At 63.8% G+C, this 25,504-nt stretch carries 27 protein-coding genes; 8 read left to right on the top strand and 19 right to left on the bottom strand.

The genetic code is table 11. The features are described from left to right. Nucleotides 1-2: 2 nt before the first annotated feature. Genes mtrB through FGL95_RS13610 form a run of 3 tightly spaced genes read right to left on the bottom strand, consistent with a single transcriptional unit; the run spans nucleotide 3 to nucleotide 3,092 of the window. A complete protein-coding gene (mtrB, locus tag FGL95_RS13600) occupies nucleotides 3-1,730 on the bottom strand; it encodes an MtrAB system histidine kinase MtrB (protein ID WP_169587572.1) in 1,728 nt (575 codons plus the stop codon). A gap of 14 nt (nucleotides 1,731-1,744) precedes the next feature. Then, the gene (gene mtrA / locus FGL95_RS13605) at nucleotides 1,745-2,422 is read right to left on the bottom strand and encodes an MtrAB system response regulator MtrA (protein WP_169587574.1); all 678 of its coding nucleotides are present in this window, start codon (nucleotides 2,420-2,422) and stop codon (nucleotides 1,745-1,747) included. Nucleotides 2,423-2,426: 4 nt separating this feature from the next. Beyond that, nucleotides 2,427-3,092 carry a dTMP kinase gene (locus FGL95_RS13610; RefSeq protein WP_169587576.1) on the bottom strand — a complete coding sequence of 222 codons (666 nt, stop codon included), beginning with the start codon at nucleotides 3,090-3,092 and terminating at the stop codon, nucleotides 2,427-2,429. A 137-nt stretch (nucleotides 3,093-3,229) separates the two neighbouring features. Between FGL95_RS13610 and FGL95_RS13615 the strand changes: the two genes are divergently transcribed. From FGL95_RS13615 to FGL95_RS13625, 3 genes are all read left to right on the top strand, one after another. After that, nucleotides 3,230-3,787 (top strand): Rv0361 family membrane protein, encoded by a 558-nt coding sequence (locus FGL95_RS13615; protein WP_169587578.1) that lies wholly within the window; start codon nucleotides 3,230-3,232, stop codon nucleotides 3,785-3,787. Nucleotides 3,788-3,906: 119 nt separating this feature from the next. Next, nucleotides 3,907-5,550, top strand: a complete 1,644-nt coding sequence (locus tag FGL95_RS32005; RefSeq protein WP_206071836.1) for a serine/threonine-protein kinase — start codon at nucleotides 3,907-3,909, stop codon at nucleotides 5,548-5,550. 43 nt (nucleotides 5,551-5,593) lie between these two features. After that, on the top strand, nucleotides 5,594-6,256 hold the full coding sequence (locus FGL95_RS13625) for an Rv0361 family membrane protein (protein ID WP_169587580.1): 663 nt from the start codon (nucleotides 5,594-5,596) through the stop codon (nucleotides 6,254-6,256). Nucleotides 6,257-6,289: 33 nt separating this feature from the next. On the opposite strand, the gene ahcY is transcribed toward FGL95_RS13625, so the two are convergent. The 7 genes from ahcY to FGL95_RS13660 all read right to left on the bottom strand — a co-directional run bounded on the left by ahcY (nucleotide 6,290) and on the right by FGL95_RS13660 (nucleotide 12,904). Next, nucleotides 6,290-7,747 carry an adenosylhomocysteinase gene (ahcY, locus tag FGL95_RS13630; RefSeq protein ID WP_169587582.1) on the bottom strand — a complete coding sequence of 486 codons (1,458 nt, stop codon included), beginning with the start codon at nucleotides 7,745-7,747 and terminating at the stop codon, nucleotides 6,290-6,292. A gap of 65 nt (nucleotides 7,748-7,812) precedes the next feature. Then, on the bottom strand, nucleotides 7,813-8,964 hold the full coding sequence (locus tag FGL95_RS13635) for an alkane 1-monooxygenase (protein WP_338079853.1): 1,152 nt from the start codon (nucleotides 8,962-8,964) through the stop codon (nucleotides 7,813-7,815). A gap of 92 nt (nucleotides 8,965-9,056) precedes the next feature. Next, the gene (locus FGL95_RS13640) at nucleotides 9,057-9,677 is read right to left on the bottom strand and encodes a TetR/AcrR family transcriptional regulator (protein ID WP_169587584.1); all 621 of its coding nucleotides are present in this window, start codon (nucleotides 9,675-9,677) and stop codon (nucleotides 9,057-9,059) included. 43 nt (nucleotides 9,678-9,720) lie between these two features. After that, on the bottom strand, nucleotides 9,721-9,903 hold the full coding sequence (locus FGL95_RS13645) for a rubredoxin (protein WP_169587586.1): 183 nt from the start codon (nucleotides 9,901-9,903) through the stop codon (nucleotides 9,721-9,723). A gap of 10 nt (nucleotides 9,904-9,913) precedes the next feature. Then, the gene (locus FGL95_RS13650) at nucleotides 9,914-10,087 is read right to left on the bottom strand and encodes a rubredoxin (RefSeq protein ID WP_169587588.1); all 174 of its coding nucleotides are present in this window, start codon (nucleotides 10,085-10,087) and stop codon (nucleotides 9,914-9,916) included. Next, nucleotides 10,084-11,319: an alkane 1-monooxygenase gene (locus FGL95_RS13655; RefSeq protein ID WP_206071837.1), complete on the bottom strand. Its 1,236-nt coding sequence runs from the start codon at nucleotides 11,317-11,319 to the stop codon at nucleotides 10,084-10,086. The genes FGL95_RS13650 and FGL95_RS13655 overlap by 4 nt, the downstream gene beginning before the upstream one ends. 118 nt (nucleotides 11,320-11,437) lie before the next feature. Continuing rightward, a complete protein-coding gene (locus FGL95_RS13660) occupies nucleotides 11,438-12,904 on the bottom strand; it encodes an amino acid permease (protein ID WP_338079854.1) in 1,467 nt (488 codons plus the stop codon). A 103-nt stretch (nucleotides 12,905-13,007) separates the two neighbouring features. On the opposite strand from FGL95_RS13660, the gene FGL95_RS13665 reads away from it, so the two are divergent. Further along, a complete protein-coding gene (locus FGL95_RS13665; RefSeq protein WP_169587595.1) occupies nucleotides 13,008-13,379 on the top strand; it encodes a VOC family protein in 372 nt (123 codons plus the stop codon). A gap of 1 nt (nucleotide 13,380) precedes the next feature. Here FGL95_RS13665 and FGL95_RS13670 read toward each other — a convergent pair whose 3' ends face one another. The 5 genes from FGL95_RS13670 to FGL95_RS13690 are packed head-to-tail and all read right to left on the bottom strand — an operon-like array spanning nucleotide 13,381 to nucleotide 18,568. Next, nucleotides 13,381-14,292 (bottom strand): cation diffusion facilitator family transporter, encoded by a 912-nt coding sequence (locus tag FGL95_RS13670; protein ID WP_169587597.1) that lies wholly within the window; start codon nucleotides 14,290-14,292, stop codon nucleotides 13,381-13,383. Nucleotides 14,293-14,325: 33 nt separating this feature from the next. Then, entirely contained in the window at nucleotides 14,326-15,546 is a 1,221-nt protein-coding gene (manA, locus tag FGL95_RS13675) for a mannose-6-phosphate isomerase, class I (RefSeq protein ID WP_169587599.1), read from the bottom strand. Next, nucleotides 15,546-16,694 (bottom strand): tobH protein, encoded by a 1,149-nt coding sequence (locus FGL95_RS13680; protein ID WP_169587601.1) that lies wholly within the window; start codon nucleotides 16,692-16,694, stop codon nucleotides 15,546-15,548. The genes manA and FGL95_RS13680 overlap by 1 nt, the downstream gene beginning before the upstream one ends. Nucleotides 16,695-16,743: 49 nt before the next feature. Then, nucleotides 16,744-18,108 (bottom strand): phosphomannomutase/phosphoglucomutase, encoded by a 1,365-nt coding sequence (locus tag FGL95_RS13685; protein WP_169588203.1) that lies wholly within the window; start codon nucleotides 18,106-18,108, stop codon nucleotides 16,744-16,746. A gap of 52 nt (nucleotides 18,109-18,160) precedes the next feature. Then, complete coding sequence (locus FGL95_RS13690) at nucleotides 18,161-18,568, bottom strand: DUF3499 family protein (RefSeq protein WP_169587603.1); 408 nt, start codon at nucleotides 18,566-18,568, stop codon at nucleotides 18,161-18,163. A gap of 85 nt (nucleotides 18,569-18,653) precedes the next feature. On the opposite strand from FGL95_RS13690, the gene FGL95_RS13695 reads away from it, so the two are divergent. Beyond that, nucleotides 18,654-19,139 carry a metallopeptidase family protein gene (locus FGL95_RS13695; protein ID WP_169587605.1) on the top strand — a complete coding sequence of 162 codons (486 nt, stop codon included), beginning with the start codon at nucleotides 18,654-18,656 and terminating at the stop codon, nucleotides 19,137-19,139. 23 nt (nucleotides 19,140-19,162) lie between these two features. On the opposite strand, the gene FGL95_RS13700 is transcribed toward FGL95_RS13695, so the two are convergent. Beyond that, nucleotides 19,163-19,426: a WhiB family transcriptional regulator gene (locus FGL95_RS13700; RefSeq protein ID WP_169588205.1), complete on the bottom strand. Its 264-nt coding sequence runs from the start codon at nucleotides 19,424-19,426 to the stop codon at nucleotides 19,163-19,165. 468 nt (nucleotides 19,427-19,894) lie between these two features. Between FGL95_RS13700 and cofD the strand changes: the two genes are divergently transcribed. From cofD to FGL95_RS13715, 3 genes are read left to right on the top strand one after another with little or no spacing between them, the layout of a single operon-like run. Then, on the top strand, nucleotides 19,895-20,884 hold the full coding sequence (gene cofD, locus FGL95_RS13705) for a 2-phospho-L-lactate transferase (RefSeq protein WP_169587607.1): 990 nt from the start codon (nucleotides 19,895-19,897) through the stop codon (nucleotides 20,882-20,884). Continuing rightward, nucleotides 20,881-22,221, top strand: coding sequence for a coenzyme F420-0:L-glutamate ligase (locus tag FGL95_RS13710; RefSeq protein ID WP_169587609.1), 1,341 nt, complete (start codon nucleotides 20,881-20,883; stop codon nucleotides 22,219-22,221). The genes cofD and FGL95_RS13710 overlap by 4 nt, the downstream gene beginning before the upstream one ends. Further along, nucleotides 22,218-22,766, top strand: coding sequence for an NUDIX domain-containing protein (locus FGL95_RS13715; RefSeq protein ID WP_169587611.1), 549 nt, complete (start codon nucleotides 22,218-22,220; stop codon nucleotides 22,764-22,766). Before FGL95_RS13710 ends, FGL95_RS13715 begins: the two co-directional genes overlap by 4 nt. Here the strand turns inward: FGL95_RS13715 and FGL95_RS13720 are convergent. Genes FGL95_RS13720 through FGL95_RS13730 form a run of 3 tightly spaced genes read right to left on the bottom strand, consistent with a single transcriptional unit; the run spans nucleotide 22,732 to nucleotide 25,484 of the window. After that, on the bottom strand, nucleotides 22,732-23,523 hold the full coding sequence (locus tag FGL95_RS13720; RefSeq protein ID WP_169587613.1) for an SGNH/GDSL hydrolase family protein: 792 nt from the start codon (nucleotides 23,521-23,523) through the stop codon (nucleotides 22,732-22,734). The two genes, FGL95_RS13715 and FGL95_RS13720, sit on opposite strands and share 35 nt — an antisense overlap. Beyond that, nucleotides 23,516-24,595 (bottom strand): mannose-1-phosphate guanylyltransferase, encoded by a 1,080-nt coding sequence (gene manB, locus FGL95_RS13725; protein WP_169587615.1) that lies wholly within the window; start codon nucleotides 24,593-24,595, stop codon nucleotides 23,516-23,518. The genes FGL95_RS13720 and manB overlap by 8 nt, the downstream gene beginning before the upstream one ends. Further along, nucleotides 24,585-25,484, bottom strand: a complete 900-nt coding sequence (locus tag FGL95_RS13730) for a glycosyltransferase (protein ID WP_169587617.1) — start codon at nucleotides 25,482-25,484, stop codon at nucleotides 24,585-24,587. Before FGL95_RS13730 ends, manB begins: the two co-directional genes overlap by 11 nt. Nucleotides 25,485-25,504: the final 20 nt, after the last annotated feature.

The raw sequence follows: 25,504 nt of genomic DNA on the forward strand, positions 1-25,504 counted from the left end.
CATCATGCTCGATTGCTCTCGGAGTCGACCTTCACCGAGTCGACTTTGGCCGAGTCTGGACCGCCGGGGGTAGGCACGAGCGGATCGCTGCCATTGGACACCGGCGCGTCGTTGTTCGGCTTGCCCTGCACATGCTTTCGCGATCCAGGCCGCAACGGCAGCGGGCTGCCGGTCACCTTCGTTCCGCGAACGAGCGGGACGGTCAGGCGGAAACACGAACCCTGGCCGGGCTCGCCCCAGGCCTCCAGCTTGCCTTCGTGCAGATGTGCGTCTTCGACGCTGATCGCGAGACCGAGGCCAGTGCCGCCGGACCGTCGAACGCGCGACGGATCAGAGCGCCAGAACCTGTTGAACACCAACTTCTCTTCACCAGGACGCAGGCCGATTCCTTGGTCGCGGACGATGATCGCGGCCGCATCGTCGTTGGCGCGCAGTCGCAGCAAGACCGGCTTTCCTTCGCCGTGATCGATCGCATTGGCGAGCAGATTTCGCAGGATGCGCTCGACTCGACGCGGATCGACCTCGGCGATGACGGGGTGATCGGGCAGGTCGACGAGCAGCTCGATCCCGGCCTCGCGCGCAAGGTGGCGCACGGTCGAGATCGCGGCACGCGCGCACATCCGCATGTCCAGTTGCTCGCCCGCGAAATCGGCCACACCGGCGTCGTGCCGACTGATCTCGAGCAGGTCGTTCAGCAGTGCCTCGAATCGGTCGAGCTCGGTGACAAGGAGCTCCGACGACCGCCGTAGTGCGGGATCGAGTTCGTCGCTGCCGTCGTGAATAAGGTCTGCCGCCATTCGGACCGTCGTCAACGGGGTCCGCAACTCGTGGCTGACGTCGGAGGTGAATCGGCGCTGCAGATTGCCGAACTCCTCGAGCTGGGTGATCTGTTTCGACAGACTTTCCGCCATCTCGTTGAACGACATCGCAAGTCGAGCCATGTCGTCCTCACCGCGGACGGGCATTCGCTCCTTGAGCCTGCCGTCCGCGAATCGGACCGCGATGCGCGACGCCGAACGAATCGGCAGCACGACCTGCCGCGACACGAGCATGGAAATAGCGGCAAGCAGCACCAGCAGCACCGCGCCGCCGATCAACATGGTCCCGCGCATCAGCGCAAGGCTGCGGTCCTCGCTGGCGAGGGGGAAGACGAGGTAGAGCTCCAAGGTGGACAGATCCGACGCGGTCGGGCTGCCGACGATCAACGCAGGACCGCGGTATCCGTCGGGGTCGGAGACGGTCGCGAATTGGTAGCTGACCTGGCCCTGCTGGACGAATCGACGAAGGGCACCTGGGATCTGATCGTCGGGTCCGGTGGCGACGGTGGCCCGCGAGCGGTCACCGGGCACGATCAGCACCGAATCGAATGTGCCTGCCGCGCCTGCGGATTGGCCCGGGTCGGACTCACGATTCGATAATGCCGAACGCGCACCTTCGAGCCGGCCACGCAGCGTGCTGCCCTCGTCGGCGCCTGCCAATTGGGCCTGGACCTGGTTGCGAGCGCGATCCATTTCCTCGATCGCCGCCGAGATCTTCGCTTCGAGCAACCGGTCGGTGATCTGGCTCGTCAGCACCACGCCGAGGATCGTGATCACGATCAGCGACAGCGTGAGCGTCGAAACGACGACTCGCAGCTGGAGCGATCGACGCCATGCATGACCGAGCGAATTCGAAAGTGCCTGAAACCAGCGCAGCAGCGGAGCGAATGTAATCGCAATCCGCCGCCGCATCCTGGAAAAATTGATCACGGCGGTCCGGCCTTGTAGCCGACCCCCCTGACAGTGAGAACGACTTCTGGCACTTCGGGATCCTTTTCAACCTTTGCGCGCAGGCGCTGAACGTGCACGTTCACCAACCGAGTATCCGCCGCATGGCGGTATCCCCACACCTGTTCGAGCAGCACCTCACGAGTGAAGACCTGACGGGGCTTGCGCGCAAGCGCGACGAGCAGGTCGAACTCCAGCGGCGTCAGCGAGATCAGCTGGTCAGCGCGGCTGACCTTGTGCGCGGGAACATCGATCACGATGTCGGCGATCGACAGCAGCTCGGCCGGCTCTTCCTCGGTCCGACGCAGCCGGGCGCGCACACGCGCGACGAGTTCCTTCGGTTTGAACGGCTTCATGATGTAGTCGTCGGCACCGGATTCCAGGCCGAGCACCACATCCACAGTGTCGGTCTTGGCCGTCAACATCACGATCGGCACGCCCGAATCGGCGCGCAGAACACGACAGACATCGATGCCATTCATGCCAGGGAGCATCAGGTCCAGCAGGACGAGATCCGGGCGAGTCTCCCGGACCGCGGCAAGCGCCTGGGTGCCGTCGCCGACCACGAACGGTTCGAAGCCCTCGCCACGAAGGACGATGGTGAGCATCTCCGCGAGAGCCGTGTCGTCATCGACAACAAGAATCCTTGGTTTCATGTCTCTATCGTGTCACTTCCTGCTGTTCAACCCGCTGATTGAGGACGTTCGCGGCGAGTTGAGCCACGTCGAACGAACCTTCGACCACTAGCCACGGCGACACCCACGACCGCGCAGCCAGTTCGTCGTAGACCTGAGCTGTTCGATGTTGCAGACTTTCGTCCCGCTCGTAGGTATCGCGCTCTCTACTCGCATCCTGCTCTTCACGGCTCCTTGCGCGCTCGGCAGCCACCTCGACCGGCACGCGAAGCAGCACCTGGACGTCGGGAACCGGAATCGCGAAACGGTCGAACTCCAGCGCGCGGACCCACTCCACCGCCGCGCCCTCGGCGCCTTCGTTGAGGCGAGCGGCGCTGTACGCGGCGTTCGACGCGGCATAACGGTCGAGTAGCACGACATCGTTTCGATTGACGAGCCTGCGAAGATCGCGGGCTGCGTCGTGCCGGTCGAGAGCGAACAGCGCCGCCATTGCAAACACGCTGCTCGACAGGTCGCCGTGCTCACCGTGCAAAGCCTCGGCAGCCAGGTCCGCATGGAGCGATTCGCCGTAGCGCGGAAAACCCATGCGAAGCACATCGAGCCCTTCGGCTTCCCAAGCAAGCGTGAGGCCCCTCGACAGCGTGTGCTTACCCGCGCCGTCGACGCCTTCGATCGTGATCAGGATGCCCACGGCTCGCATCGTAGAAGACGACAGCTCGGTCGCGGACGAGTACACGACTATCGGAGGTTTCTGGCAAATGCGAAGGTCGGTGGCGATCCAGTACTCTCACACGTCCGGCAACCACACGTTTCGACGCAGGGGGATCTGTGACGTACCCGCCCCAAGGTCCAGGTCAGTATCCCGGCGGCTTCCCCGGTCCACAGGGTTACCAGCCACCGCAAGCACCGAATCGCACGCCGCTCATCGTCGGCATCGTCCTCGCGGTCGTGTTGGTCCTCGGCGGCATCATCGCCGTCGTCGTGATTCTGAGTTCGAAGAACGACGACTCCACCAGCGCATCGGCGACCACGACCCGTAGCAGCACGTCGACGACGAAGAGCAGCAATTCCGACAAGGCCGATGTCGAGACCGCTATCAGAGACTTTTTCGACGTCTGGGCCAGCGACGGTGTGAAAGCCGCGGTCAAGCTCGAGTGCAGCGACGTGCGCGCCGCCGACGAGAAAGACCTCCAAAGCAAGACAGCGGACGAGATCGCAGATCTCGACAAGGTCAGGCTGTCGGATGTCGAGAATATCGTCGTATCCGGTAAGACGGCGACAGCGGATATCACGTTGACCTCGGGATCCAAGTCGAAGACCGACCAAGTCGAAGTCAAGAAGGAAAGCGGCGAATGGAAGCTCTGCAAATTCGGAATGGGCAACTGACGCCGCCTAACTGAAAAGTCGACAGAGGTATCATTGCGAGTCACAGGGTCCGTGGGCGACTCCATCGCAGGGGTGCTGGGAACAGTGCACGAGGGTGCGATGCACGAACGCGGAGGTGAATGGTGGCCCTAGAGGCTGGATCGACCTTTGCCGGGTATCAGATCGAACGTCGCCTGGGCACAGGCGGCATGGGGGCGGTCTACCTGGCCAAACATCCCCGGCTTCCGCGGCGCGATGCGCTCAAGGTACTCGATGCCGGTCTGGGTGCGGACAAATCGTTTCGCATCCGGTTCGAGCGTGAAGCCGAGCTGACGGCTCGGCTCGATCACCCGAACATCGTGTCGATCCGCGACCGTGGCATCGAAGGCGATCAGCTCTGGATCTCGATGCAGTTCATCGACGGCACCGATGCTGCAGGCCTCATTCAGCAAGGACCTGCAGTGCTTCCGCCCGCGCGGGCGGTCAACATCGTCGCCGAGGCGGCGAAAGGGCTCGACTACGCGCATCGCCACGGGTTGCTGCACCGCGACGTCAAACCCGCGAACTTGCTGATCTCCACCGATGACGAAGGCGACAAGGTCGTCGTGACGGACTTCGGCATTGCCCGCACGCTCGACGACAACACGGCACTCACTTCGACCGGCTCGTTTCTCGCCACTATCGCCTATGCGGCACCCGAATTGATCGAAGGGCGCACGATCGACCACCGCATCGACGTCTACGCACTCGGTTGCACACTCTTCGAAATGCTCACCGGCTCCGTCCCTTTCGCGCGGCCGAATCCGGTGGCGATGATGCACGCGCACATCACCGCGCCGGCGCCGCACCCGTCGGAGAAGAACCGGGCCGTGCCACCGGCATTGGACCTGGTCATCGAGCGAGCGATGGCAAAGGATCCGGCCGATCGCTTTCAGACCTGCCGCGACTTCGCCAACGCAGCCCGCGCAGCGCTGACCGGTGTCGCGCCCCGACCGACTCCTCCCCCAACGGCGGTGCGGAACTTCACGCCGCCACCGACGCAGACCCGGCCACCGACTGCGTCTGGGCCGCACCCCGCGCCGTCTGGACCCCACCCTGCGCCGTCCGGTCCACATGCCGCCGCGTCAGGGGCCCATCCCGCACCATCCGGGCCGCATTCGCCGCCATCGGGACCGCAGCGTCCGCCGTCGGAACCCCACCGCGCACCATCGGGGCCGCAACCGCAGCCGCAAGCGACGTCCCAACCACAACAGGTGCCGCCGTCACAGCCGCGAATCTCGGCACCGCAGCAATTCGCACCAACCGGCGCGACGGCTGTCGGGACTCCGCCATCGCGGTCAGGGCCGAGCAAGAACGTGATCATCATGGCGCTGTCGACACTGGCGGCGGTCATCCTCGTTGTCGTGGTCGCCGTCGCGCTCTCCGGCGGCGACAAGAAGAGCCCGACCCCCAGCAAGTCCGACGAGGAGCAGGTCGAGGACGCGATCAGGACATTCGCAATCACTGTCCACGACAAGGGCTTCACCGCTGCTGCCAAGTTGGCGTGCGCCGACTCCCGTGCCAACATCGAAAAGCAGATCGAAGAAGGCAAGCTCGAGGGCGATGCCGGTGTCTACATGATCGTCATCGAAGAAGTGAAAGACATCATCGTCGACCGCAACCGCGCGACTGCCGACGTGACGTCACAGGTATCGAAGACCGGTGAAACCGCCGACAGCACAACCGATTCCGAGATCCTCGAACGCGAGGACGGCCAATGGAAGATCTGCGACCCGCCGACCTGACCCCGTCGGCGCCTGCACCACAATTCGAGCTTCAGGGGGAGTCGTGACCAATCCGCCTTACGGACCTAACTACGGTCCGCCGCCCAACTACGGCCCGCCGCAGTACAACCCAGGTCCCCAGTACAACCCAGGTCCCCAGTACAACCAGTGGGCGCCGAACAACCAGTGGGCGCCGATTGGTCCCCCGCCGCCGCGCCGCAACAAAACGGCGCTGATCATCGGACTGGTTGTTGCGTTGGTTCTCGTCGTGGGCGGCATACTGACCGCGATCCTGGTGACTACTGGGGGCGACAGTTCCAGCACAGCGACGTCCACCTCGACGTCGAACAAGGCCAAGACCGCCAGCAAGACGGCGACCAAAAGCGGTGCAGACGACGCAGCCGATGTCGAGGCCGCCATCCGGCAGTACGTCAAAACCTGGTCGAGCAGTGGTTACGGGGCTGCCCAGGAACTAGCCTGCGATTCGAAGCAAAAGGCGTGGAAGCGACTGAGCGAGTCGAAGCGAAGCGAACTCGAAGCAGAGCGCGATGGCACGCAGACCATAGACAGGATCCAGAACGTCGACGTCAGGGGCGACTCCGCGACGGCGGACGTCACCGGCCACAGCGGCACCGGAAAGATGGGCACCAAGCCGATCGAATTCTCCACCGCCAAAGAGGACGGTCAGTGGAAGGTCTGCAAGGATCTGTTCGACAAATCGAGCTGACCCAAAAAACTTTGGGTCAGCCCGAGCCGCACGTCAGTACCTGTAGTGCTCCGGCTTGTACGGACCCTCGACGTCGACGCCGATGTACTCGGCCTGATCCTTCGTGAGCTTGGTGAGCGTGCCACCGAGCGCCTCGACGTGGATGCGTGCCACCTTCTCGTCGAGCACCTTCGGCAAGCGGTACACCTCGTTGTCGTACTCTTCCGGCTTCGTCCACAGCTCGATCTGGGCGATGACCTGATTGCTGAAGCTGTTGCTCATCACGAACGACGGATGGCCGGTCGCGTTGCCGAGGTTGAGCAAGCGGCCCTCGGACAGCACGATGATCGCCTTGCCGTCTGGGAAGACGAACTGGTCGACCTGCGGCTTGATGTTGATTCGAACGACGTCGGACGCACGCTCGAGCCGAGCCATTTCGATCTCGTCGTCGAAGTGACCGATGTTGCCGAGGATCGCCTGGTGCTTCATCTGCTGCATGTGCTCGAAGGTGATGATGCCCTGGTTACCGGTCGCGGTGATGACGATGTCGGCGTTGCCGATCGCTTGCTCGACCGTGACGACGTCGTAGCCGTCCATCAGCGCTTGCAGCGCGTTGATCGGATCGACCTCGGTGACCTGGACGCGTGCGCCCTGACCGGCCAGCGACTCTGCGCAGCCCTTGCCGACGTCACCGTAACCACAGATCAGGACCTTCTTGCCACCGATCAGGACGTCGGTGCCGCGGTTGATGCCGTCGATCAGCGAGTGGCGCGTGCCGTACTTGTTGTCGAACTTGCTCTTGGTGACCGAGTCGTTGACGTTGATGGCCGGGAACACGAGCTCACCGGCAGCCGCGAACTGGTACAGGCGGAGCACGCCGGTCGTCGTCTCTTCGGTGACACCCTGGACCGACTTTGCGATCCTGGTCCACTTGTCCTTGTCCGTCTCGAAGCGGGCCCGAAGCAGTTCGAGGAAAACCTTGTACTCAGCCGAGTGATGGTCGTCGTCCAGCGGCGGCACAACGCCCGCCTTCTCGAACTGCGCGCCGCGCAGTACGAGCATGGTCGCGTCGCCACCGTCGTCCAGAATCATGTTCGCCGGCTCGCCCGGCCAGGTGAGCATCTGCTCGGCGGCCCACCAGTAGTCCTCGAGCGACTCGCCCTTCCACGCGAAGACGGGGGTGCCCTTGGGCTCCTCTTCCGTTCCGTGCGGGCCGACAACAACAGCCGCGGCCGCATGGTCCTGCGTCGAGAAGATGTTGCACGACGCCCAGCGCACCTCGGCGCCGAGCGCGACCAGCGTCTCGATGAGCACCGCAGTCTGGATCGTCATGTGCAGCGAGCCGGAGATGCGAGCGCCCTTGAGCGGCAACACATCTGCGTATTCGCGGCGCAACGCCATCAAACCGGGCATCTCGTGCTCGGCGAGGCCGATCTCCTTGCGACCGAATTCGGCCAGCGAAAGGTCGGCCACCTTGTAGTCGATTCCATTTCGGCGGTCGGCTTCGACCATGGTTATGCACCTCTCCTGGTTCGGAAATTCCCCCCAGCAAGGTTAGCCTTGCGTCCCGAGTGGAGTTACTTCGCCTCTGCCAGAACGGGACTGTCGTGCACAACGCCGGTGTTCACGCGGGTGATGTCGCCGTCGTAATGCGCGAGGACGCGGGGGTCCATGATCGCGCGCCACAGTGGCGGAATCATCGCGTAGACGACCATGGTCGCGTAGCCCGCCGGAAGTTGTGGGGCCTCATCGCTGGACCGCAGGGTCTGGTAGCGCCGGCCAGGGTTGGCGTGGTGGTCGCTGTGCCGTTGCAGATGGAACAGGAAGACGTTCGTGACCAGTCGATCGCTGTTCCAGGAGTGGCGCGGTGCGGTCCGTTCGTAGCGACCGTTGGGCAGCTTCTCCCGCAACAATCCGTAGTGCTCGACGTAGTTGACGGTCTCGAGCATCGAGAATGCGATGACGGCCTGCAGCAACAGATACGGAACGATCGGCAACCCGAAGACGGCGATCAGGGTGCCGAACAAGACCGCGCTCATCGACCACGCTTGTAGGACATCGTTGTGCACCGTGAAGGGTGACTTGCCTTTGCGCTTCAGACGCTCGGCTTCCAGACGCCAGGCTGACCGGAAGCCGCCGCTGATGCTGCGGGGCAGGAAGCGCCAGAGGCTCTCCCCATAACGCGAGGAAGCAGGGTCGGCAGGCGTGGCGACGCGGACGTGATGGCCACGGTTGTGCTCGACGAAGAAGTGACCGTAACCGGACTGAGCGAGCGCGACCTTGGCGAGCCAGCGTTCGTGCTTCTCGGCGCGGTGGCCCAGTTCATGGGCGGCGTTGATACCGATGCCCGAGACGATGCCGACGGTGACGGCGAGACCAATCTTGTTCAGGACCGACAGTTCGGTGCCTGCCCAAAGATAGCTGGAAACTAGCAGGCCGGCCAGCAAGATGGGCAGGAAGAGGTAGGTACACCACCGGTAGAAGCGGTCGTTGGAGAGTCGTTCGTACTCCGCGTCGGGGACATTCTCGCCGTCTTGACCGACGACAGCGTCGAGGATCGGGATCGCGACGAAAACCACGATCGGACCGATCCACCAGAAGATTTCCAAACCGGTCCAGTACACCAGCTGCGATGGCAGCAACGCGCACGATGGGGCGAGCAGTCCGAGAATCCACAACGAGCGTTTCGGATCACGCCATGCGAGTGCATGGCTGGCATCTCTTCGCACGACTCCTCCTGAAACATACCCTCGGTCTGTTTCAGTGAATATATCGAGCGTTGAGCAGGGCGTTAACCGCTCTCACGAAAAAGGGATGGACGTCACGCAAGCGAACGTCTGGCTATCAAAGCGTCGACGAAGGGGCTGAATACAGTCGACAGTTCGGCCGCGACGTCCCGAAACGACGACGGCGGCATGGCGATATAGCTCATCGCAATCCGAACAAGAGCCTCGGAAAAAGTGTTCGCTTCGGCTTCGGTGGCGCGCACCCAGCTCTTCTGAAATGACTCGCTGAGCCGTTGCCGCGCCTTGTCGATGATCGGTGCCGCGTCGAGGGTGATCAACCGCAGCAGGTCCGGCTTCACCTCACCCGTCCGCAACGAAACGATCAAGGGGTCCGACGCGCTGTCCAAAAAGAACGCACGTAAACCCTCGATCAACGCAGATCGAACGTCGTCGACATTTCGCCACATGGCGGCATCGACATGGTCGACGAAGTCCTCGGCCAACCGCAACGCGTACGCCTGACCGAGGCCGAGTCGCGAACCGAACTCGTTGTACAAGGTCTGCCTGCTGACGCCTGCGCGAGCAGATACGTCGGACAACGTCACCTTCGACCAGTCACGCTCCAGCAGCAGATCGCGCATGGCGTCGAGGACCGAGTTCCGCAGTAACGCCCGAGAAGCCTCGGGATACGGAACTGTCGTCTCGTTTCGCACCATGCCCGCGACATTGTCACGGGCATATTTAGTAGTCAATTCGACGTCACGATCGCTCGATCTCGACCATGAAGAAGTCCGACTTCGCGGCGCCACAGTCCGGGCAACTCCAGTCTTCCGGGATGTCTTCCCAGCGTGTGCCTGGCTCGATTCCGTCCTCCGGCCATCCGATGGCTTCGTCGTACTCGAACCCACACTGAATACATTGGAAAAGCCTGTAGTCGTTCATCGTCTACTCCTCACACACTCGCGTTGGTCGCCTCGAAGTCGACTTTCTCACGAACGCCGCAGTCGGGACAGCACCAGTCGTCCGGAATGGCATCCCACTGCGTTCCAGCTGGGAATCCTTCGCGGGGCGCGCCTTTCGCCTCGTCATACACGTACTGGCACACGGGACAGATGTACGCACTCACTGCGCATCCTCCGTCACCCCGTATTTGGCCAGAATCTTCGCGCGCTTGCTCGGCTGAATGTTTGCCTTGGTGATGTCGCCGTTGTAGTGCGCCAACACCTTCGGATCCATCACCTTGCGCCAGATCGGCGGGAAGTAGGCGAGCAGGATCATGCTGGCGTACCCACTCGGGAGGTTCGGCGCGCCGTCCCAGCTACGCAGCGTCTGGTAGCGGCGAGTCGGATACGCGTGGTGATCACTGTGCCGCTGCAAGTGGTAAAGCAGGATGTTCGTGACGATATGGTCGCTGTTCCAGCTGTGCTCCGGAGCCGGCCGTTCGTAGCGTCCGCTTGCCGTCTTCTGCCGCATCAGTCCGTAGTGCTCCAGATAGTTCACGGCTTCCAGCAGGCTGAACCCGATGATCGCCTGCAGCACCAGGAACGGCAGCAGCTTGATCCCGAAAATCCCGACGAGAACTGCCCAGAGTGCGGCCGACATCAGCCACGCGGTCAGAACCTCGTTCTGCAAAGACCAGGCGGACTTGCCCAGACGCTGCAAACGCGTCTTCTCGACCGACCACGACGACTTGAAGCTCCCCGAGACCGTTCGCGGCCAGAAACCCCAGAACGTCTCGCCGAAGCGCGAGCTAGCCGGATCCTCCGGCGTCGCGACGCGTACGTGGTGGCCGCGATTGTGCTCGATGTAGAAGTGGCCGTAGAACGTCTGCGCCAGCGTGATGCGCGAGAGCCAACGCTCCAGGTCTTCCTTCTTGTGCCCCAATTCGTGGGCGGTGTTGATACCGATACCGCCGAGGCAACCGACGCTGATCGCCAGACCGATCTGATCCCAGCCGCGGAGGCTGCCGTCGATACCGAGCCAGCTCAGGTTGTCGGCTGTGATCAAGTAGCACGCGAGCAGGAGGGTTCCGTACTGCAACGGGATGAACGCGTACGTGAGGTAGCGGTAGTACTTGTCGTTTTCCAAGTACTCCATCGCTTCTTCCGGCGGATTCTCACCGTCCGGACCGAAGAACAGATCGAACGTCGGAATCAGCACGTAGATGAGGATCGGACCGACCCACCACAACACGTGTGAAACGGGATCCCACCCGATGTAGTTGAGGCCGTAGACCACGGGTAAGGCGATGAACACCGCGGTGACGGGGAAGAGTCCCCACAACCACATATAACGCTTCCTGTCCCGCCATGTGACAGCGGGCGCCTCCGATTGTCCGGGATCGGCGTTGACAGACATCGATGTCTCCATTCGCAGGCTGTGTTCCTCGAGATGTGAGGTGGAACACCACTGAAATGGACAGTACTCAGATCTTTGTACCCTGTCTATACAAACGCGCCAATTTGTAAACCTCCAGTTACTGCCCAGCACGTTCCCGCAGGCCAATGACAGCGTGACGCCTGCCGTACGCGAAGTAGACCAATACGCCCACCGCCATCCACACGATGAATCGCAACCAGGTCTGCACCGAAAGATTCAGCATCAACCACAGGCACGCGAGAACCGCGAGAACAGGAACCAACGGCACCAACGGAACCCGGAAACCGCGCGGCAGTTCCGGCCGTGTTCGACGCAGAATCAGCACGCCTACCGACACGAGCACGAAAGCGAACAACGTGCCGATATTGACCATCTCCTCGAGCGCTCCGATGGGCGTGAAGCCCGCCAAAGCGATGCAGATGACGCCGACGATCAGCGTGATCCGGACCGGTGTGCCGTGCTTACCCGTGTGCGCTAGCTGACGCGGAAGCAGGCCGTCGCGCGAGAGCGCGAACATGATGCGAGTCTGCCCAAGGAAGAGCACCATCACGACCGTGGTCAATCCGGCGAGCGCACCGAAGGAGATCACATTCTTCGCCCATTCGGCACCGTTGAGGTCGAAGGCAGTCGCAAGTGTGGCCTTGTCCCCCGCGAGGTCGGTGTACGGCACCATCCCGGTCAGCACCAACGTCACCGCAATGTAGAGGACGGTGACGATAGCCAGTGAGCCGAGAATGCCACGCGGCAGTGCGCGCTGTGGGTCCTTGGTCTCCTCGGCAGTGGTGGCGACGACGTCGAAACCGATGAACGCGAAGAAGACCAGGCTTGCGGCAGCGAGCAGTCCGTACCAGCCGAAGGTGCTGTTGCCTGCACCGGTGAAGTACGAGAACAACGACTGATGAATGCCCTCGCCCGCATCGCGTGGCTGCGACGGCGGCAGGTACGGCGTGTAGTTCGACGTCTTGATGTAGGTAGCTCCGACGACCACGACGAGCAGCACCACTGCGATCTTGATCGCGACGGCCACCGCCGACACTCGCGACGACAACTTGGTTCCGGTGGCGATGACGAACGTGACCACCGCCAGGATGACGACAGCACCCCAATCGAATTCGACGGACCCGATCTGCACGGTCGGTGTGAACGAGCCCAACACCTCCCCCAGATACAGCGACCAACCCTTGGCGACAACCGATGCGCCGAGGGCGAATTCGAGAATGAGGTCCCAGCCGATGATCCACGCGACGAGCTCACCGAACGTCGCGTAGGAGAACGTATAGGCGCTACCCGCAACCGGGACGGTCGACGCGAACTCGGCGTAGCACAGCGCCGCCAACGCGCAGGCGATTGCTGCGAGCACGAACGCGAGCGACACCGAAGGTCCGGCGATATTTCCCGCGGTGCGCGCAGTCAGAGTGAAAATTCCTGCGCCGACGACGACAGCAACGCCGAAAACAGTGAGGTCCCACGCATTGAGGTCCTTGCGGAGTCTGGAATCCGGCTCGTCGGTATCGGAGATCGATTGCTCGACCGATTTCGTTCGAAACAGCGGATTTCGAGCCACCACAGCCTCCTTGCTCGGGGATCATTCGAGCGTAGTGTTCCCACGCCCGGAATTGTTCACACAACAGACAATTCGGGTATGCGTCGTTAGTCGAGAGGACGAAATGCAGATCATTCATCAGGTCGTCGTGTTCGATGCCGCGGACCTCACGGCCGAGAGCGCCTTCTGGGCCGAGGTCCTGGGCGGCAGCGTGGAGGTCGACGACGACTGGCACATGGTGCTTGTCGACGGCGAGCCGCGCATCGGGGTCCAGCTCGCGCCGAATCACGTTCGTCCCGAATGGCCGGACGGCGTACAGCAGCAACAGATCCACCTCGATCTGTACGTTGCGGATTTCCCCGCCGCACACGAACGCGTCATGGCGCTGGGCGCCCAGGTGCTCCAGCCCGTCAAAGACGGCGAGTCGAACGATTTCCAGGTCTATGCAGACCCCGCGGGGCATCCGTTCTGCTTGTGCTGGTTCAACAAGAGCTAGCTCACGACCGGTACAGGTCCGGCTCCAGGTAGATGACCCGGGCGGCAGGGACCGAGCTACGCACGCGCGCTTCGGCATCGTCGATGGCGGCTGCAAGAGCTGCGATGTCGAGACCGGGAACGATCGCGAGCTTCGCCGCCACGAGGATCTCCTCCGGACCCAGATACTGCGTCTTGAGGTGAATCACGCTCTGGATTCGGTCGCCATCGACCAGTCCTTCGAGGATGCGCCGCTCCTCGGCGTCGGTCGCGCCTTCGCCGATCAGCAAGCTCTGCATTTCGACGATGAGAATGATGGCGATGACGGCGAGCAGCAGTCCGATCGCCAACGTGCCGATCCCATCCCAGATCGGTTCGTCGGTCAGCATCGTCATACCGACGCCGATGAGGGCGAACACCAGACCGATCAGCGCGCCCGCATCCTCGAGCAGGACCACCGGCAACTCGGGGTTGCGGGAGTTTCGGATGAAACCCCACCACGTTGCTTCGCCTTTGAGGGGTTTCGACTCGCCGATCGCCGTGGTGAAGCTGTAGCTTTCGAGCGCGATTGCGATCACCAGGATCGCGACCGCGACGAACGGCGATTCCAACTCGTGCGGATCGGAAATCTTGTGGATGCCTTCGTAGATCGCGAACATCGCACCGAGGCTGAAGATCACCAACGCCACGACGAACGAGTAGAAGTAGCGGTTACGGCCGTAGCCGAACGGGTGCAGCCGGTCGGCTTCCTGTGCCGCCCTCCGCTGACCGAGCAGCAGCAGACCCTGGTTGGACGTGTCCGCGACCGAGTGCACGGCCTCCGCCAACATCGACGACGATCCCGTGATCGCCCAGCCGACGAATTTCGCTGCCGCGATTCCCGCATTGGCGGTCAGCGCCGCAATGATCGCCTTTTTGCCGCCACCAGCGGACATGCGCGCTCTCCTCTTGTTCGAGTCGGCATAAGGCTACACAGACAAAACACCCACGCGCGCGCAAAACACCTGCGTTTCAGGCGCCCTGGCCGACATCGTCACCACCGGATCGGCTGCGGCAATCCAGGCCGCGGAGCCGCGAGTCAGCACGAGACGATCGGGCCCGCACACCAATTCGGCCTCGCCGGCAGAACACAACACGATGCTCGGGCCATTCACCGTCGGCTGCTGCGCCACATCGAGATCGAAGCGCGACAGCGCGAACTCGGCGGCAGGAGTGTCGTACTGCAAAGGCCCACCAGCTGGACCGTGCGGCGTGAGCACCGGGACGGTGACGGGCTCGAAGTCGAGCACCCGAAGGAGTTCGGGGACGTCGACGTGCTTGGGGGTCAGGCCGCCGCGCAGCACATTGTCGGAATTCGCCATCAGCTCGACCGCCATGCCCCGCAGGTAGGCATGCAGATTGCCTGCGTCGAGGAACAGCCCTTCGCCGGGCTGCAACGTCACGCGATTGAGCAGCAGCGAAGCCAAGACACCAGCATCACCGGGATAGGTTTCGGCAAGCTCGAGCGCGGTCTGCGCCTCCGCCGCGAAGCGGCCCTTCCCCCGGCACTCAGAGAGATAGCGCACGCAACCGTCGAGCACGTCCGGAAGCAGCGAAGACAACGTCGACGGCGGCAATGTGATCCACGTTGTGAACAGCGCCCGCAGCGCCATCGAATCACGCTGGCCGGCAAGCAAACCGCTGTACTTCTGCAACGCCTCGACGTCGAGTGCGTCGAACAACTCGATCGTCGCGCGTGGATCGCGGAAGCCGGCAAGCGCCTCGAAGCGATCCAGCGCGACCACGAGTTCCGGCTTGGGATTGTCGTCGCGATAGTTGCGGATCGGGGAATCGAGCGGCACCTTCGCGCGGTTTTCGCGAGCGAAACCGTCGCGAGCCTGCCGAGCGCTCGGGTGCGCTTGCAACGACAGCGGCTCCTCCGCTGCGAGCACCTTCAACAAAAACGGCAAGCGCGCGCCGAACTGCGGCACGACCGCGCTACCCAGCTCGTGTTCAGGGTCCGCGCTGAGGACGTCGAGCAGTGACTTCTCGGTGTCTCCGACGACGAGCTTCGCGGGGTCGGCCGGGTGCGCGCCGAACCACAATTCGGCTTCCGGATGCGCCGAGGGAGCAGGTCTGCCACACAAGTTGGCCAGCGCAGTCCGTGAACCCCACGCGTAGTTGCGGAGCGCACCTCGCAATAAGTGCACTAGCCGGACTCCCCGTCGTCGACGCCGCCGAGCAACTGCATGTACGCCGCTGCCATTTCGATTCGAACCGCAAGTATCGCAAGCTGTTCCAGCTCCCGACCGGTGCGGACCGTGTCGGTCCCGCCGAGCGGAGCCGGTCCAGCAACGGCCTGGCCGACATCTTCGTCGTCGGCGACCACGAGCTGCGCGTCGGGCAGCACGGCTATGCGCCGCTGCGCCTGTGTCCGGTCCGAATCGGTGCTCAACGCGAACACCCGGACCTGGTTGCGCGGCGCGGGACCGTCCAACTGTTCGTCGTGGAAGAACGGATCGTAGTCAGGCGCCGAACCCGATTGGCCGGAGCGCGCGAGCGTCCGTGCCGCAGCTACCACGTCAGCGAGATCGACTGCCGCAGAGACTGTTCCCGCAGCGCGCACGAGAACGTCCGACCCATGCCTGGCAAGTTCGGTCGTCGCCGCGCTGTCGCCCGCAAGCACGATGTCGCGACTCTGCATCCGCGCCGCGAGTGACTTCGCCGGATTGTGGAACACCTCGTTGCTGGGATGATCGCGTGCGGCCTCGGCATCGAGTTGGTCGGCCAGGAAGTCCAGGTCCGGAATGAACGGTCCGGAACGCGAGCGATCCACCGCAGCGAGGACCGCAATGCCTGCGGCAAGGAAACGGGCCAGTGTGTTGTGGCCTGCCACCGTCAGTCGCGGGGCCAGCATGGATGCACGCCCTGCGCCGGCGGCTCGCAACGGACCTTCGTCGGGAGCGGCGATCACCACTTCGGCGCCACGGCGCAACCCGCGGTCGACCGCCTCCATCAGCTTTGGGTCACCGGCATCGTCACCCGCGACGACGACAACGTCGAGCGGCCCGATCCATGGCGGGACACCACCGAGATGGAGCAGCGGAAGTCCGGCGTTGCCGCCGATCGCAGCAACAAGGATCGCCGCGGCACGCGCCGCACGACCGGTCCCGCTGACCAGCAGAACGGAACGGGGCCGGAGATCGGCCAACCGCGCGAGCGCGTCTTCACTGACCGCGGCCGCAGTTGCCCGCACTTGCGCGCCGCCCAACGCAGCAGAACGCAGCGCACCGGACGAGTCCGCTGCCTCCAGCGAAGCAACGTCATCGAGATCAAGCACTCGGGAAGGAGCGGTCATTTCGAAGTCCACACCGTCCTCTCGCGGCGGCCTGATTCCACTATTACAGCTATGCGCGAACGATGGTCAGAATCTCGGTCACGAGTGCGTCTACTTCACCGGTACCCGCGGCCTCGACGTTCAAACGCAGCAGGGGCTCGGTATTCGACGCCCGCAGATTGAACCATGCCCCGTCGCCGAGAGTGACGGTTACGCCGTCGAGACGATCCACATCCGTAGTGCGGTCGGCGAAAGCGTCGATCACCGCTTGCGTGCGGTCTGCGGCGTCGACCACGGTCGAGTTGATTTCGCCCGACGCAGAATAGGTTTCGTACTTGGCCATGAGTTCCGACAGGGGGCCGTCCTGCTCACCCAACGCAGCGAGAACGTGCAGTGCAGCGAGCATTCCCGAGTCGGCGCACCAGAAGTCGCGGAAGTAGTAATGCGCGGAGTGCTCGCCGCCGAAGATCGCGCCCGACTCGGCCATCTGCTGCTTGATGAAGGAGTGACCTACGCGGGTGCGCACGGGCGTCCCGCCGAGGCGCGTCACCAACTCCGGCACTGCTCGCGATGTGATCAGGTTGTGAATGATGGTGCCGCCCGGCTCTTTTGCCAGCTCGCGCTCGGCGACCAACGCTGTGACAGCGGACGGCGAGATCGGCTCGCCGCGCTCGTCGACGACGAAGCAACGGTCGGCATCACCGTCGAACGCCAACCCGATGTCCGCACCCGTCTGCTTGACGAATGCCTGCAGGTCGACAAGATTCTTCGGGTCGAGCGGATTGGCCTCGTGGTTGGGGAACGAGCCGTCGAGTTCGAAGAACAACGGCTCGACAGTCACCGGCAGCGGTCCGAGCACCGAAGGCACCGTGTGGCCGCCCATTCCATTGCCTGCATCGACCGCGACCGTCAACGGACGAAGCGTCCGCAGGTCGACGAGTTTGCGCAGGAAGTCGGAGTACTCGCCGAGCAAATCGAGCGTGCTGACCGAGCCTGCGGCACCGTCGAAACCGGGCACACCTTCGATGACTTCGCCAGAAATCGTCGACAGGCCCGTGTCCTGCCCTACCGGCTTCGCACCCGCCCAACACAACTTGATCCCGTTGTACTTTGCGGGATTGTGGCTGGCCGTGAACATCGCCCCAGGGCAGTCCAGATGTCCCGACGCAAAATACAGCTGATCGGTGGAAGCAAGGCCGATCTGCACAACATCGAGGCCCTGCGCGACAACACCTTCCGCGAATGCCGCAGACAGCGCAGGCGACGATTCGCGCATGTCGTGCCCGATCACCACGCGCGTGGCGCTGCCGCGAACCAAACGTGCAAAAGCACCGCCGACATCGCGGACGAAATCCTCGTCGATCTGCTCCCCCACGACGCCGCGCACGTCATAGGCCTTGATCACGGCATTGACGTGGTCGGCGGAACGGGTCACTGGGCTCGGTCGCGAAGTCACCGCTCCAGCCTAGTGCTCGGACTAGAACGGCTCAGCCAGGATCCGGCAACACGCGCAAATGACCGCGACGACCGGTCCGCGCAGGCGGAGCGGACGGGGTCTCTACAGGGGTGAATTCAGTGCGTCCGCGGACCGGACCATCGACCGACGGATTACTCGTCGCTCGCGGCAGACCAGCCTCACGAACCGCTTCCGCCAACGCAACGAGATCGTCGTCGTCCGGAGTGCCCGACGAGAACGCACCCTCGTGCCGCACCATTTCCCAACCCCGGGGCGCGCTGATGCGTGACGCATGCACCTCGCAGTGGTCCCACGAATGCGGTTCGGCCACAGTGGCAAGCGGCCCGACAACTGCGGTCGAGTCGGAATAGACATAGGTCAACGTCGCGACGGCAGGGTTCTTGCACCCTGGCCTGCAGCATCGACGGAAGGGTCTCACAGCTAGGAGAGTAACTGAACGAAGGCGCAGAGCCGCGCCATCGCTCGGGCGTGTTTGATCCCGCACGAGTTGTAATGTTTGCCCCATGCGATCCAAGCGCAGGCCCCAGACGTCACGTTCGGTGATGCGGCGCGGACGTGGCGTGCGCGGACCGGTGCTGCCGAATTCCGTGCCTGGCTGGCGAACGCGAGGCGAGAAGTTCGACCTGATGGTCTTGGAAGCATTCGCGCCGGTCGATGCGCGTTGGCACGAGCGGCTGACGAAGTTGGATATCGCCGTCGATGACGTGCCGAAGATTCGGCCCAAAGATCCCGAGGCTGTGACGTGGCCGGACGAGGTGGTCGCCGATGGCCCAGTTCCGTTGTCGCGCTTGATTCCCGCGGGCGTCGATCGACGCGGCGGTGCGACGCGCGCGCGGGTCGTGCTCTTCCGTCGCCCACTGGAGTTGCGCGCGAAACATCCAGAGAACCTGGTGGACTTGTTGCACGACGTGCTCGTGCAACAAGTCGCCACTTACTTAGGGGTCGACCCCGACATCATCGACCCCGCTGGCGCGGGTCCGTCCGACTGACGATCCGTCGGACTAGCTACCGGTTAGCCGATGCCGCGCTTGAGGCGACGACGCTCACGCTCGGACAGGCCGCCCCAGATGCCGAAGCGCTCGTCATGAGCCAACGCGTAATCCAGGCACTCGTCCCGGACCTCGCAGCCCATGCAGATGCGCTTGGCTTCACGAGTCGAACCACCCTTTTCGGGGAAGAACGCCTCGGGGTCGGTCTGCGCACAGAGCGCGCGTTCCTGCCATTGATCTTGATCCTCGGTGGCCTCGTACAGCTCCTCGAAGCCTTCCGCGACCAGGCTGAGATGGGGTTTCCCACCCACAGCTACGTAGTCGTCGACGCGAACGCTGAGTGCTGCGCCCGCCTTGGAATCGGTTTGCGGTTCGTCGCCTACGATGCGTGAAGGGATTTCAAAGTCTCCCAGCCTGTCGGCCATCGCCCGCCTCCTCACCTGAAATAGCGCAGAATTATTGTCACCGGCGCGCTCATGACTGAGCCGCCGAAAGTTTTGCTTCGTGATTCCCCGACCGCTCTCCGTGGAGCGATATCCGAACGTTAGCCACTCCCTTGGAACACCCGTTCGAAAACTCATCCCCTACAGGCGAACTCGCCGAGGATGAATGGAATGACATACATGTGATTAGACACGCCGACACGATGGATTGGCAAGCTTTCAGCGAAATACGATTACCATCCGTTCGCCTACCTGCGTGCCTAGCACGCCCAGGGACACGAGCCATTGCCGGCCAGCCTAGGCTTTGCAGACGTGAGCGAGGCAAAAAAGAACGTACGGATAGCGGTGTTGGTCGGCGGGGTCGGCGGCGCCCGATTCCTGCTGGGCGCGCGCGAGCTGCTCGGCCCGGACAATGCAATCACCGCGATCGTCAATGTCGGTGACGACATCTGGATGCATGGTCTGCGCATCTGCCCCGACCTCGACACCTGCATGTACACCCTCGGCGGCGGCATCGACATCGAACGCGGCTGGGGCCACAAAGACGAAACTTGGCATGCCAAAGAGGAATTGGCGGCCTACAACGCCGTCCCGGACTGGTTCGGACTCGGCGATCGCGACATCGCGACGCACCTCATTCGCAGCCAGATGTTGCGCGCGGGCTATCCACTCTCCGCAGTCACGGAAGCATTGTGCAAGCGCTGGGCGCCCGGCGTCGCGTTGCTGCCCGCGACCGACGACCGCAACGAGACTCACGTCGTCATTACCGACCCGGCCGCCGAGAACCCAAACGACCGCAGCGCCATTCACTTTCAGGAGTGGTGGGTTCGCCACCGGGCAAACGTGCCCACGCACAGCTTTGCCAATGTCGGCGCAGACCAGAGCACGCCCGGCCCCGGCGTCATGGAGGCGATCGAGAATGCCGACGCAGTACTGCTCGCGCCGTCGAACCCGGTCGTGAGCATCGGCGCGATCCTGTCGGTCCCCGGCATCCGCGGCGCACTGAAGACAACGAAGGCGAAGGTCATCGGATTGTCACCGGTGATCGGCGGAAAACCGTTGCGCGGGATGGCAGATCATTGCCTCGACGTGATCGGCGTGGAGACCAGCGCTGAAGCGATCGGCCGCTACTACGGCGCACGGACCGAAACGGGCATTCTGGACGGCTGGCTCGTCCACAGCACCGACGCCGCCGAAGTACCAGGGGTGGCCGTTGCCAGCGTGCCCCTCCTGATGACCGACCCACCCACTACAGCCGAAATGGTGCGCGCAGCATTGGAATTAGCGGGAGTCGGAGTATGAACGACCACGCGGCACCCAGCGAACTGCGCATCCTTCCCGTCCGCGGTCTGCCCGAGTTCCGCCCGGGCGACGACCTCGCCGAACACATTGCGCGCCAAACTCCTTGGCTGATCGACGGTGACGTGCTCGTGGTGACGAGCAAGATCGTCTCCAAAGTCGAAGGGCGCATCGTGGATTCGCCGACCGATCCCGACGAACGCGACGCGGCGCGTCGTCGGCTGGTCGAGCAGGAAGCCGTGCGCGTCCTGGCCCGAAAGGGTCGCACCCTGATCACCGAGAACCGCCTCGGCATCGTCCAAGCCGCGTCCGGCATCGACGGCTCCAACGTCGAACCCGGCGAATTGGCTTTGTTGCCAATCGATCCAGACAAAAGCGCCATAGGGTTGCGTGAGGCGCTGCGCGAACGGCTGGGCATCACGGTCGGCGTCGTCATCACCGACACGATGGGTCGCGCCTGGCGCAACGGGCAGACCGACGCGGCAATCGGGTCCGCGGGAGTGCCTGTGCTGCATGCGTATGCGGGCACAGAAGACGCTCAGGGCAACGAACTCCAAGTCACCGAGATCGCGGTCGCCGACGAACTTGCGGCCGCTGCGGACCTCGTCAAAGGCAAACTGGGCGCCGTTCCGATCGCAGTCGTGCGCGGCTTCACCCTGCCCGACGATGGGTCCCGTGCCACCGATCTGCTGCGCCGTGGCGACGAAGATCTGTTCTGGCTCGGCACGGAAGAGGCTCTTGCACAAGGGCGTAGCGAGGCGCTGTTGCTGCGTCGCTCGGTCCGGTCGTTCGCACCCACGCCGGTCGACCCAGACCTTCTTCGCGCCTCGATCGCCGATGCACTCACCGCACCCGCGCCGCATCACACCCACCCTGTGCGGTTCGTCTGGATCCGGACCGCAGCGGTCCGGGCTCGGTTACTCGACGCGATGCGGGCGAAGTGGGTTGCCGACCTGACCCAGGATGGGCTCAGCCCCGAACGAGTCGAACGCCGCGTCGCCAGGGGCAACATCCTCGCGGACGCGCCCGAGGTGATCATTCCGTTCTGCGTTCCCGACGGCGCTCACAGCTATCCCGACTCGCGCCGCCAGCAAGCCGAGCAGACGATGTTCACCGTGGCCGTCGGCGCAGCTGTGCAAGGACTGCTGGTCTCGTTGGCTACCAAGGGAATCGGCAGTTGCTGGATCGGCTCGACGATCTTCGCCGCCGATGTGGTCCGGGCCGAACTCGACTTGCCACCCGACTGGTCACCGCTGGGCGCGATCGCAATCGGAAACCCCACCGAGCCGGCTACACCGCGCGCAGCCAAAGACCCGGGTCAAGGGTTGGTCGAGTTGTGAGCGCCGAGTCACTCACCACCTCGACTATCGACGTCCTCGAATCATGGCGTCCCGCAGCCACATCCGACGAGGTGTTACGCCATACCCTCCTCGCGTTCGTCGGCAGCGCTCCGCGCGGTTGCTTGCGGGAGAACGTTCCCGGACACATCACGGCGTCGTCGCTGGTCATGAACGAAGGACGCACGCACGTGCTGTTGACCCTCCATCCCCGCGTCGGTCGATGGATTCAACTGGGTGGTCACTGCGAGGAGAGCGACGCGACGATCGTCGACGCCGCACTACGTGAGGCGAGGGAAGAATCGGGCATCGACGAGCTGCGGATCGACCCGACGCTGCTGTCGGCTCACACCCACCCGATCACCTGCTCGCTCGGCGTGCCGACCCGACACCTCGACCTGCGATTCCTGGTGTACGCCCGCGACGATGCGCAGATCGCCATCAGCTCCGAATCCGACGATCTGCGATGGTGGCCGATCGACGGACTGCCCGAGAATGCCGAACGCGACACCATCAGCGAATTGGTGCGCCTCGCCCTGGCACGCTGACCGGCGTCGGGTACTTCGGGCTGACCGTATCGCCTGACGAGATGCCGCGCACCCGCCTGGCGATCCACGGAACGGCGAAGTCGCGGAACCAGATTCGGTCGGCCTTACGTTGCTGACCAGCGTCCAACACCGGCGCCGGCCCGAGGTCGACGGCTTCGAGGTCGTGCGGCACGCCGAGTTCGTCGAGCACGCGGATCGCCATGTTCTGATGGCCGGCGGCGGACATGTGGATGCGGTCCCAGTCCCACATCCGGAAGTCGTTGTATTCGTTGAACCGCCAGAAGTCGATCACGACGCATTTGTGCCGCTCGGCTACCTCGCGGACCAACTCGTTGTAGATCGCGAAGCGCCCGCGGAGTTGGTCGAACACGACCGCCCCTGCGGTGTCGCGGGCGGTGAACAGCACCACCGTTGCGCCGGTCGCCGCAAGTTTGCCGATCGCTTCGTCGTACCGGGCTACCAACCCGTCGATATCCACGCGCGGCCGAATGATGTCGTTGGCGCCCGCGTAGATGGCGACCAGGTCCGGCTCCATGTCGAGGGCGGGGGCAAGTTGCTCGTCGAGGATCGGTCCGAGCATCCTGCCGCGGATCGCCAGGTTGGCGTAGCGGACGCCCGGCCAGTTCTTCGCCAGCTGTTCGGCCACAAGGTCGGCCCACCCCCGCAAACCATTGGGGTAGCCGTCGACGACGTCACCGACACCCTCGGTGAAGGAGTCACCGAGGGCAACGAAGGTGCGGTACAACGGCTCAGACATCCGTCGAGAAGCGGATGCCGCCATCGGGAATGTCCACTCCGGGCCACACCCGTGCGCCACGGAGCAGCTCGCACCGTGCACCGATGTTCGCGCCGTCGCCGATCACAGCGTCGCGCACCAGCGCCCGCGGACCGATCCGCGCGCCGAAGCCGAGAATCGACCGTTCTACTCGCGCTCCCGCCTCGACCTTCGCGCCGTCGAAGAGGATCGCGCCGTCCAACCGCGCGCCCGCCCCGACCTCGGCGCCGCGCCCGACCACGGTCCCACCGATCAGAAGCGCACCAGGAGCGACACCGGCGCCCGGATGAACGAGCGACTCACCCCGCTGGCCCTGCAGTGCAGGCGAGGGCGCAATGCCACGAACCAGGTCCGACGAGCCCTGGATGAAGTCTTCCGGCGTACCCATGTCACGCCAGTACGACGTGTCGACATGTCCGTATATACGGGCACCTTCGGTCAGCAACGCAGGGAACACTTCGCGCTCGACCGAGACCGGCCGCCCGGTCGGGATCTTCTCGATGTATTCACGGCGGAACACGTAGCAGCCGGCGTTGATCTGGTCCGTCGGCGGATCTTGGGTTTTCTCGAGGAACGCGGTGACGCGACCGTCTGCGTCGGTAGGAACGCAACCGAAGGCGCGCGGGTCACCGACGCGAACGAGATGAAGGGTGACGTCGGCATTCGTCGACTCGTGCGTATCCAGGACCGCGCCGAGATCGGTGCCGCCGAGAACGTCGCCGTTGAACACCATGACGTTGTCCGCGCGCAGCTTCGGGAGCACGTTTCTGATGCCGCCGCCGGTGCCGAGCGGCTTCGTCTCCATCACGTATTCGAGCTCGAGACCGAGCTCGGAACCGTCACCGAACTGCTCTTCGAACACCTCGGACTTGTACGACGTGCCAAGGACTACGTGGCTGATGCCCGCCTCGGCGATCCGCGCGAGCAGGTGGTGCAGAAAGGGCAGGCCTGCGGTCGGCAGCATCGGCTTCGGCGCCGACAACGTCAGCGGACGCAGCCGCGTGCCTTGTCCGCCGACAAGCACGACGGCATCGGTCTCACTGTTACTCGCCATTGTTGTTGCCCTCTCGTGCTGCCGATTCGGATCGACTACGCAGCGCTGATCGCACCGCAACCTTGGATCGAGCTGCCAGCCCAGCCCGGAGTCCTACCCGCAACGGTGCCTCCCACCAGTTCGGGTGGCGGTCGGCTTGGTAGCGGTAAGCACTCTGGTGGTGAGCAGGCAACATCAGTTCAGGGTTCCGACCTGCAGCGTGTCCCTTCTCATGTACCACCTCGGCAGTCGGCACGTAGACGTTATGCCAGCCTGCCTTGTTCAATCGGTCACCGAAGTCGACGTCTTCCATGTACATGAAATACCGAGAATCGAAGCCGGCGATCGAATCGAACGCCGCCCGCCGGATCAGCAGACACGAACCGGAGAGCCACCCCACCGTCCGTTCGCTACGCGCTTCGTCTTCCTGGCGGTATTTCCTGGTCCAGGGATTTGTCGGCCAGACGGTGCCGAGCAAAGCGTGGCCTGCTCCCGACAGCAGTGTGGGCACCTGGCGCGCTGAGGGGTACACCGCGCCGTCGGGCTCGCGGATCAGCGGTCCCAGCGATCCGGCGCGCGGCCAGCGCTGCGCCGCTTCCAGCAGCAAATCGATCGATTTCGGCGCCCACTCGATATCCGGATTCACCGCGACGATGAACTCGACGGACGGGTCGACCTCCGCGACGGCACGGTTTATTGCGCCGCCGTACCCGATATTCGCTCCGGTGTGCAGCAGTCGTACGTGGTCGTAGGCTTTCGCCGCCGCCTCGGGTGCTCCGTCGGTCGAGCCGTTGTCCGCGAGGATGACCTGCGGGTTCAGCACGGTCGCGCTGGCGAGCGAAGAAATGAACCGATCCAGATGTTCGCCGGGCGAGTAGGTCACCGTCACGACGGCCAGCTGCGAATTCACGTCAGCAAGCTTATCGGGGT

Origin of the sequence: Antrihabitans stalactiti (genome assembly GCF_012932915.1) — a bacterium.
Classification (GTDB): domain Bacteria; phylum Actinomycetota; class Actinomycetes; order Mycobacteriales; family Mycobacteriaceae; genus Antrihabitans; species Antrihabitans stalactiti.

What these genes read in the sequence shown, in the direction of transcription:
- mtrA (WP_169587574.1), bottom strand. Translation starts at nt 2,422, where the DNA reads ATGAAACCAAGGATTCTTGTTGTCGATGACGACACGGCTCTCGCGGAG.
- FGL95_RS13665 (WP_169587595.1), top strand. Translation starts at nt 13,008, where the DNA reads ATGCAGATCATTCATCAGGTCGTCGTGTTCGATGCCGCGGACCTCACG.
- FGL95_RS13640 (WP_169587584.1), bottom strand. Translation starts at nt 9,677, where the DNA reads ATGGTGCGAAACGAGACGACAGTTCCGTATCCCGAGGCTTCTCGGGCG.
- FGL95_RS32005 (WP_206071836.1), top strand. Translation starts at nt 3,907, where the DNA reads ATGGTGGCCCTAGAGGCTGGATCGACCTTTGCCGGGTATCAGATCGAA.
- FGL95_RS13695 (WP_169587605.1), top strand. Translation starts at nt 18,654, where the DNA reads ATGCGATCCAAGCGCAGGCCCCAGACGTCACGTTCGGTGATGCGGCGC.
- FGL95_RS13720 (WP_169587613.1), bottom strand. Translation starts at nt 23,523, where the DNA reads ATGTCTGAGCCGTTGTACCGCACCTTCGTTGCCCTCGGTGACTCCTTC.
- FGL95_RS13710 (WP_169587609.1), top strand. Translation starts at nt 20,881, where the DNA reads ATGAACGACCACGCGGCACCCAGCGAACTGCGCATCCTTCCCGTCCGC.
- manB (WP_169587615.1), bottom strand. Translation starts at nt 24,595, where the DNA reads ATGGCGAGTAACAGTGAGACCGATGCCGTCGTGCTTGTCGGCGGACAA.
- FGL95_RS13670 (WP_169587597.1), bottom strand. Translation starts at nt 14,292, where the DNA reads ATGTCCGCTGGTGGCGGCAAAAAGGCGATCATTGCGGCGCTGACCGCC.
- FGL95_RS13645 (WP_169587586.1), bottom strand. Translation starts at nt 9,903, where the DNA reads ATGAACGACTACAGGCTTTTCCAATGTATTCAGTGTGGGTTCGAGTAC.
- FGL95_RS13655 (WP_206071837.1), bottom strand. Translation starts at nt 11,319, where the DNA reads ATGTCTGTCAACGCCGATCCCGGACAATCGGAGGCGCCCGCTGTCACA.
- FGL95_RS13680 (WP_169587601.1), bottom strand. Translation starts at nt 16,694, where the DNA reads ATGACCGCTCCTTCCCGAGTGCTTGATCTCGATGACGTTGCTTCGCTG.
- ahcY (WP_169587582.1), bottom strand. Translation starts at nt 7,747, where the DNA reads ATGGTCGAAGCCGACCGCCGAAATGGAATCGACTACAAGGTGGCCGAC.
- mtrB (WP_169587572.1), bottom strand. Translation starts at nt 1,730, where the DNA reads ATGCGGCGGCGGATTGCGATTACATTCGCTCCGCTGCTGCGCTGGTTT.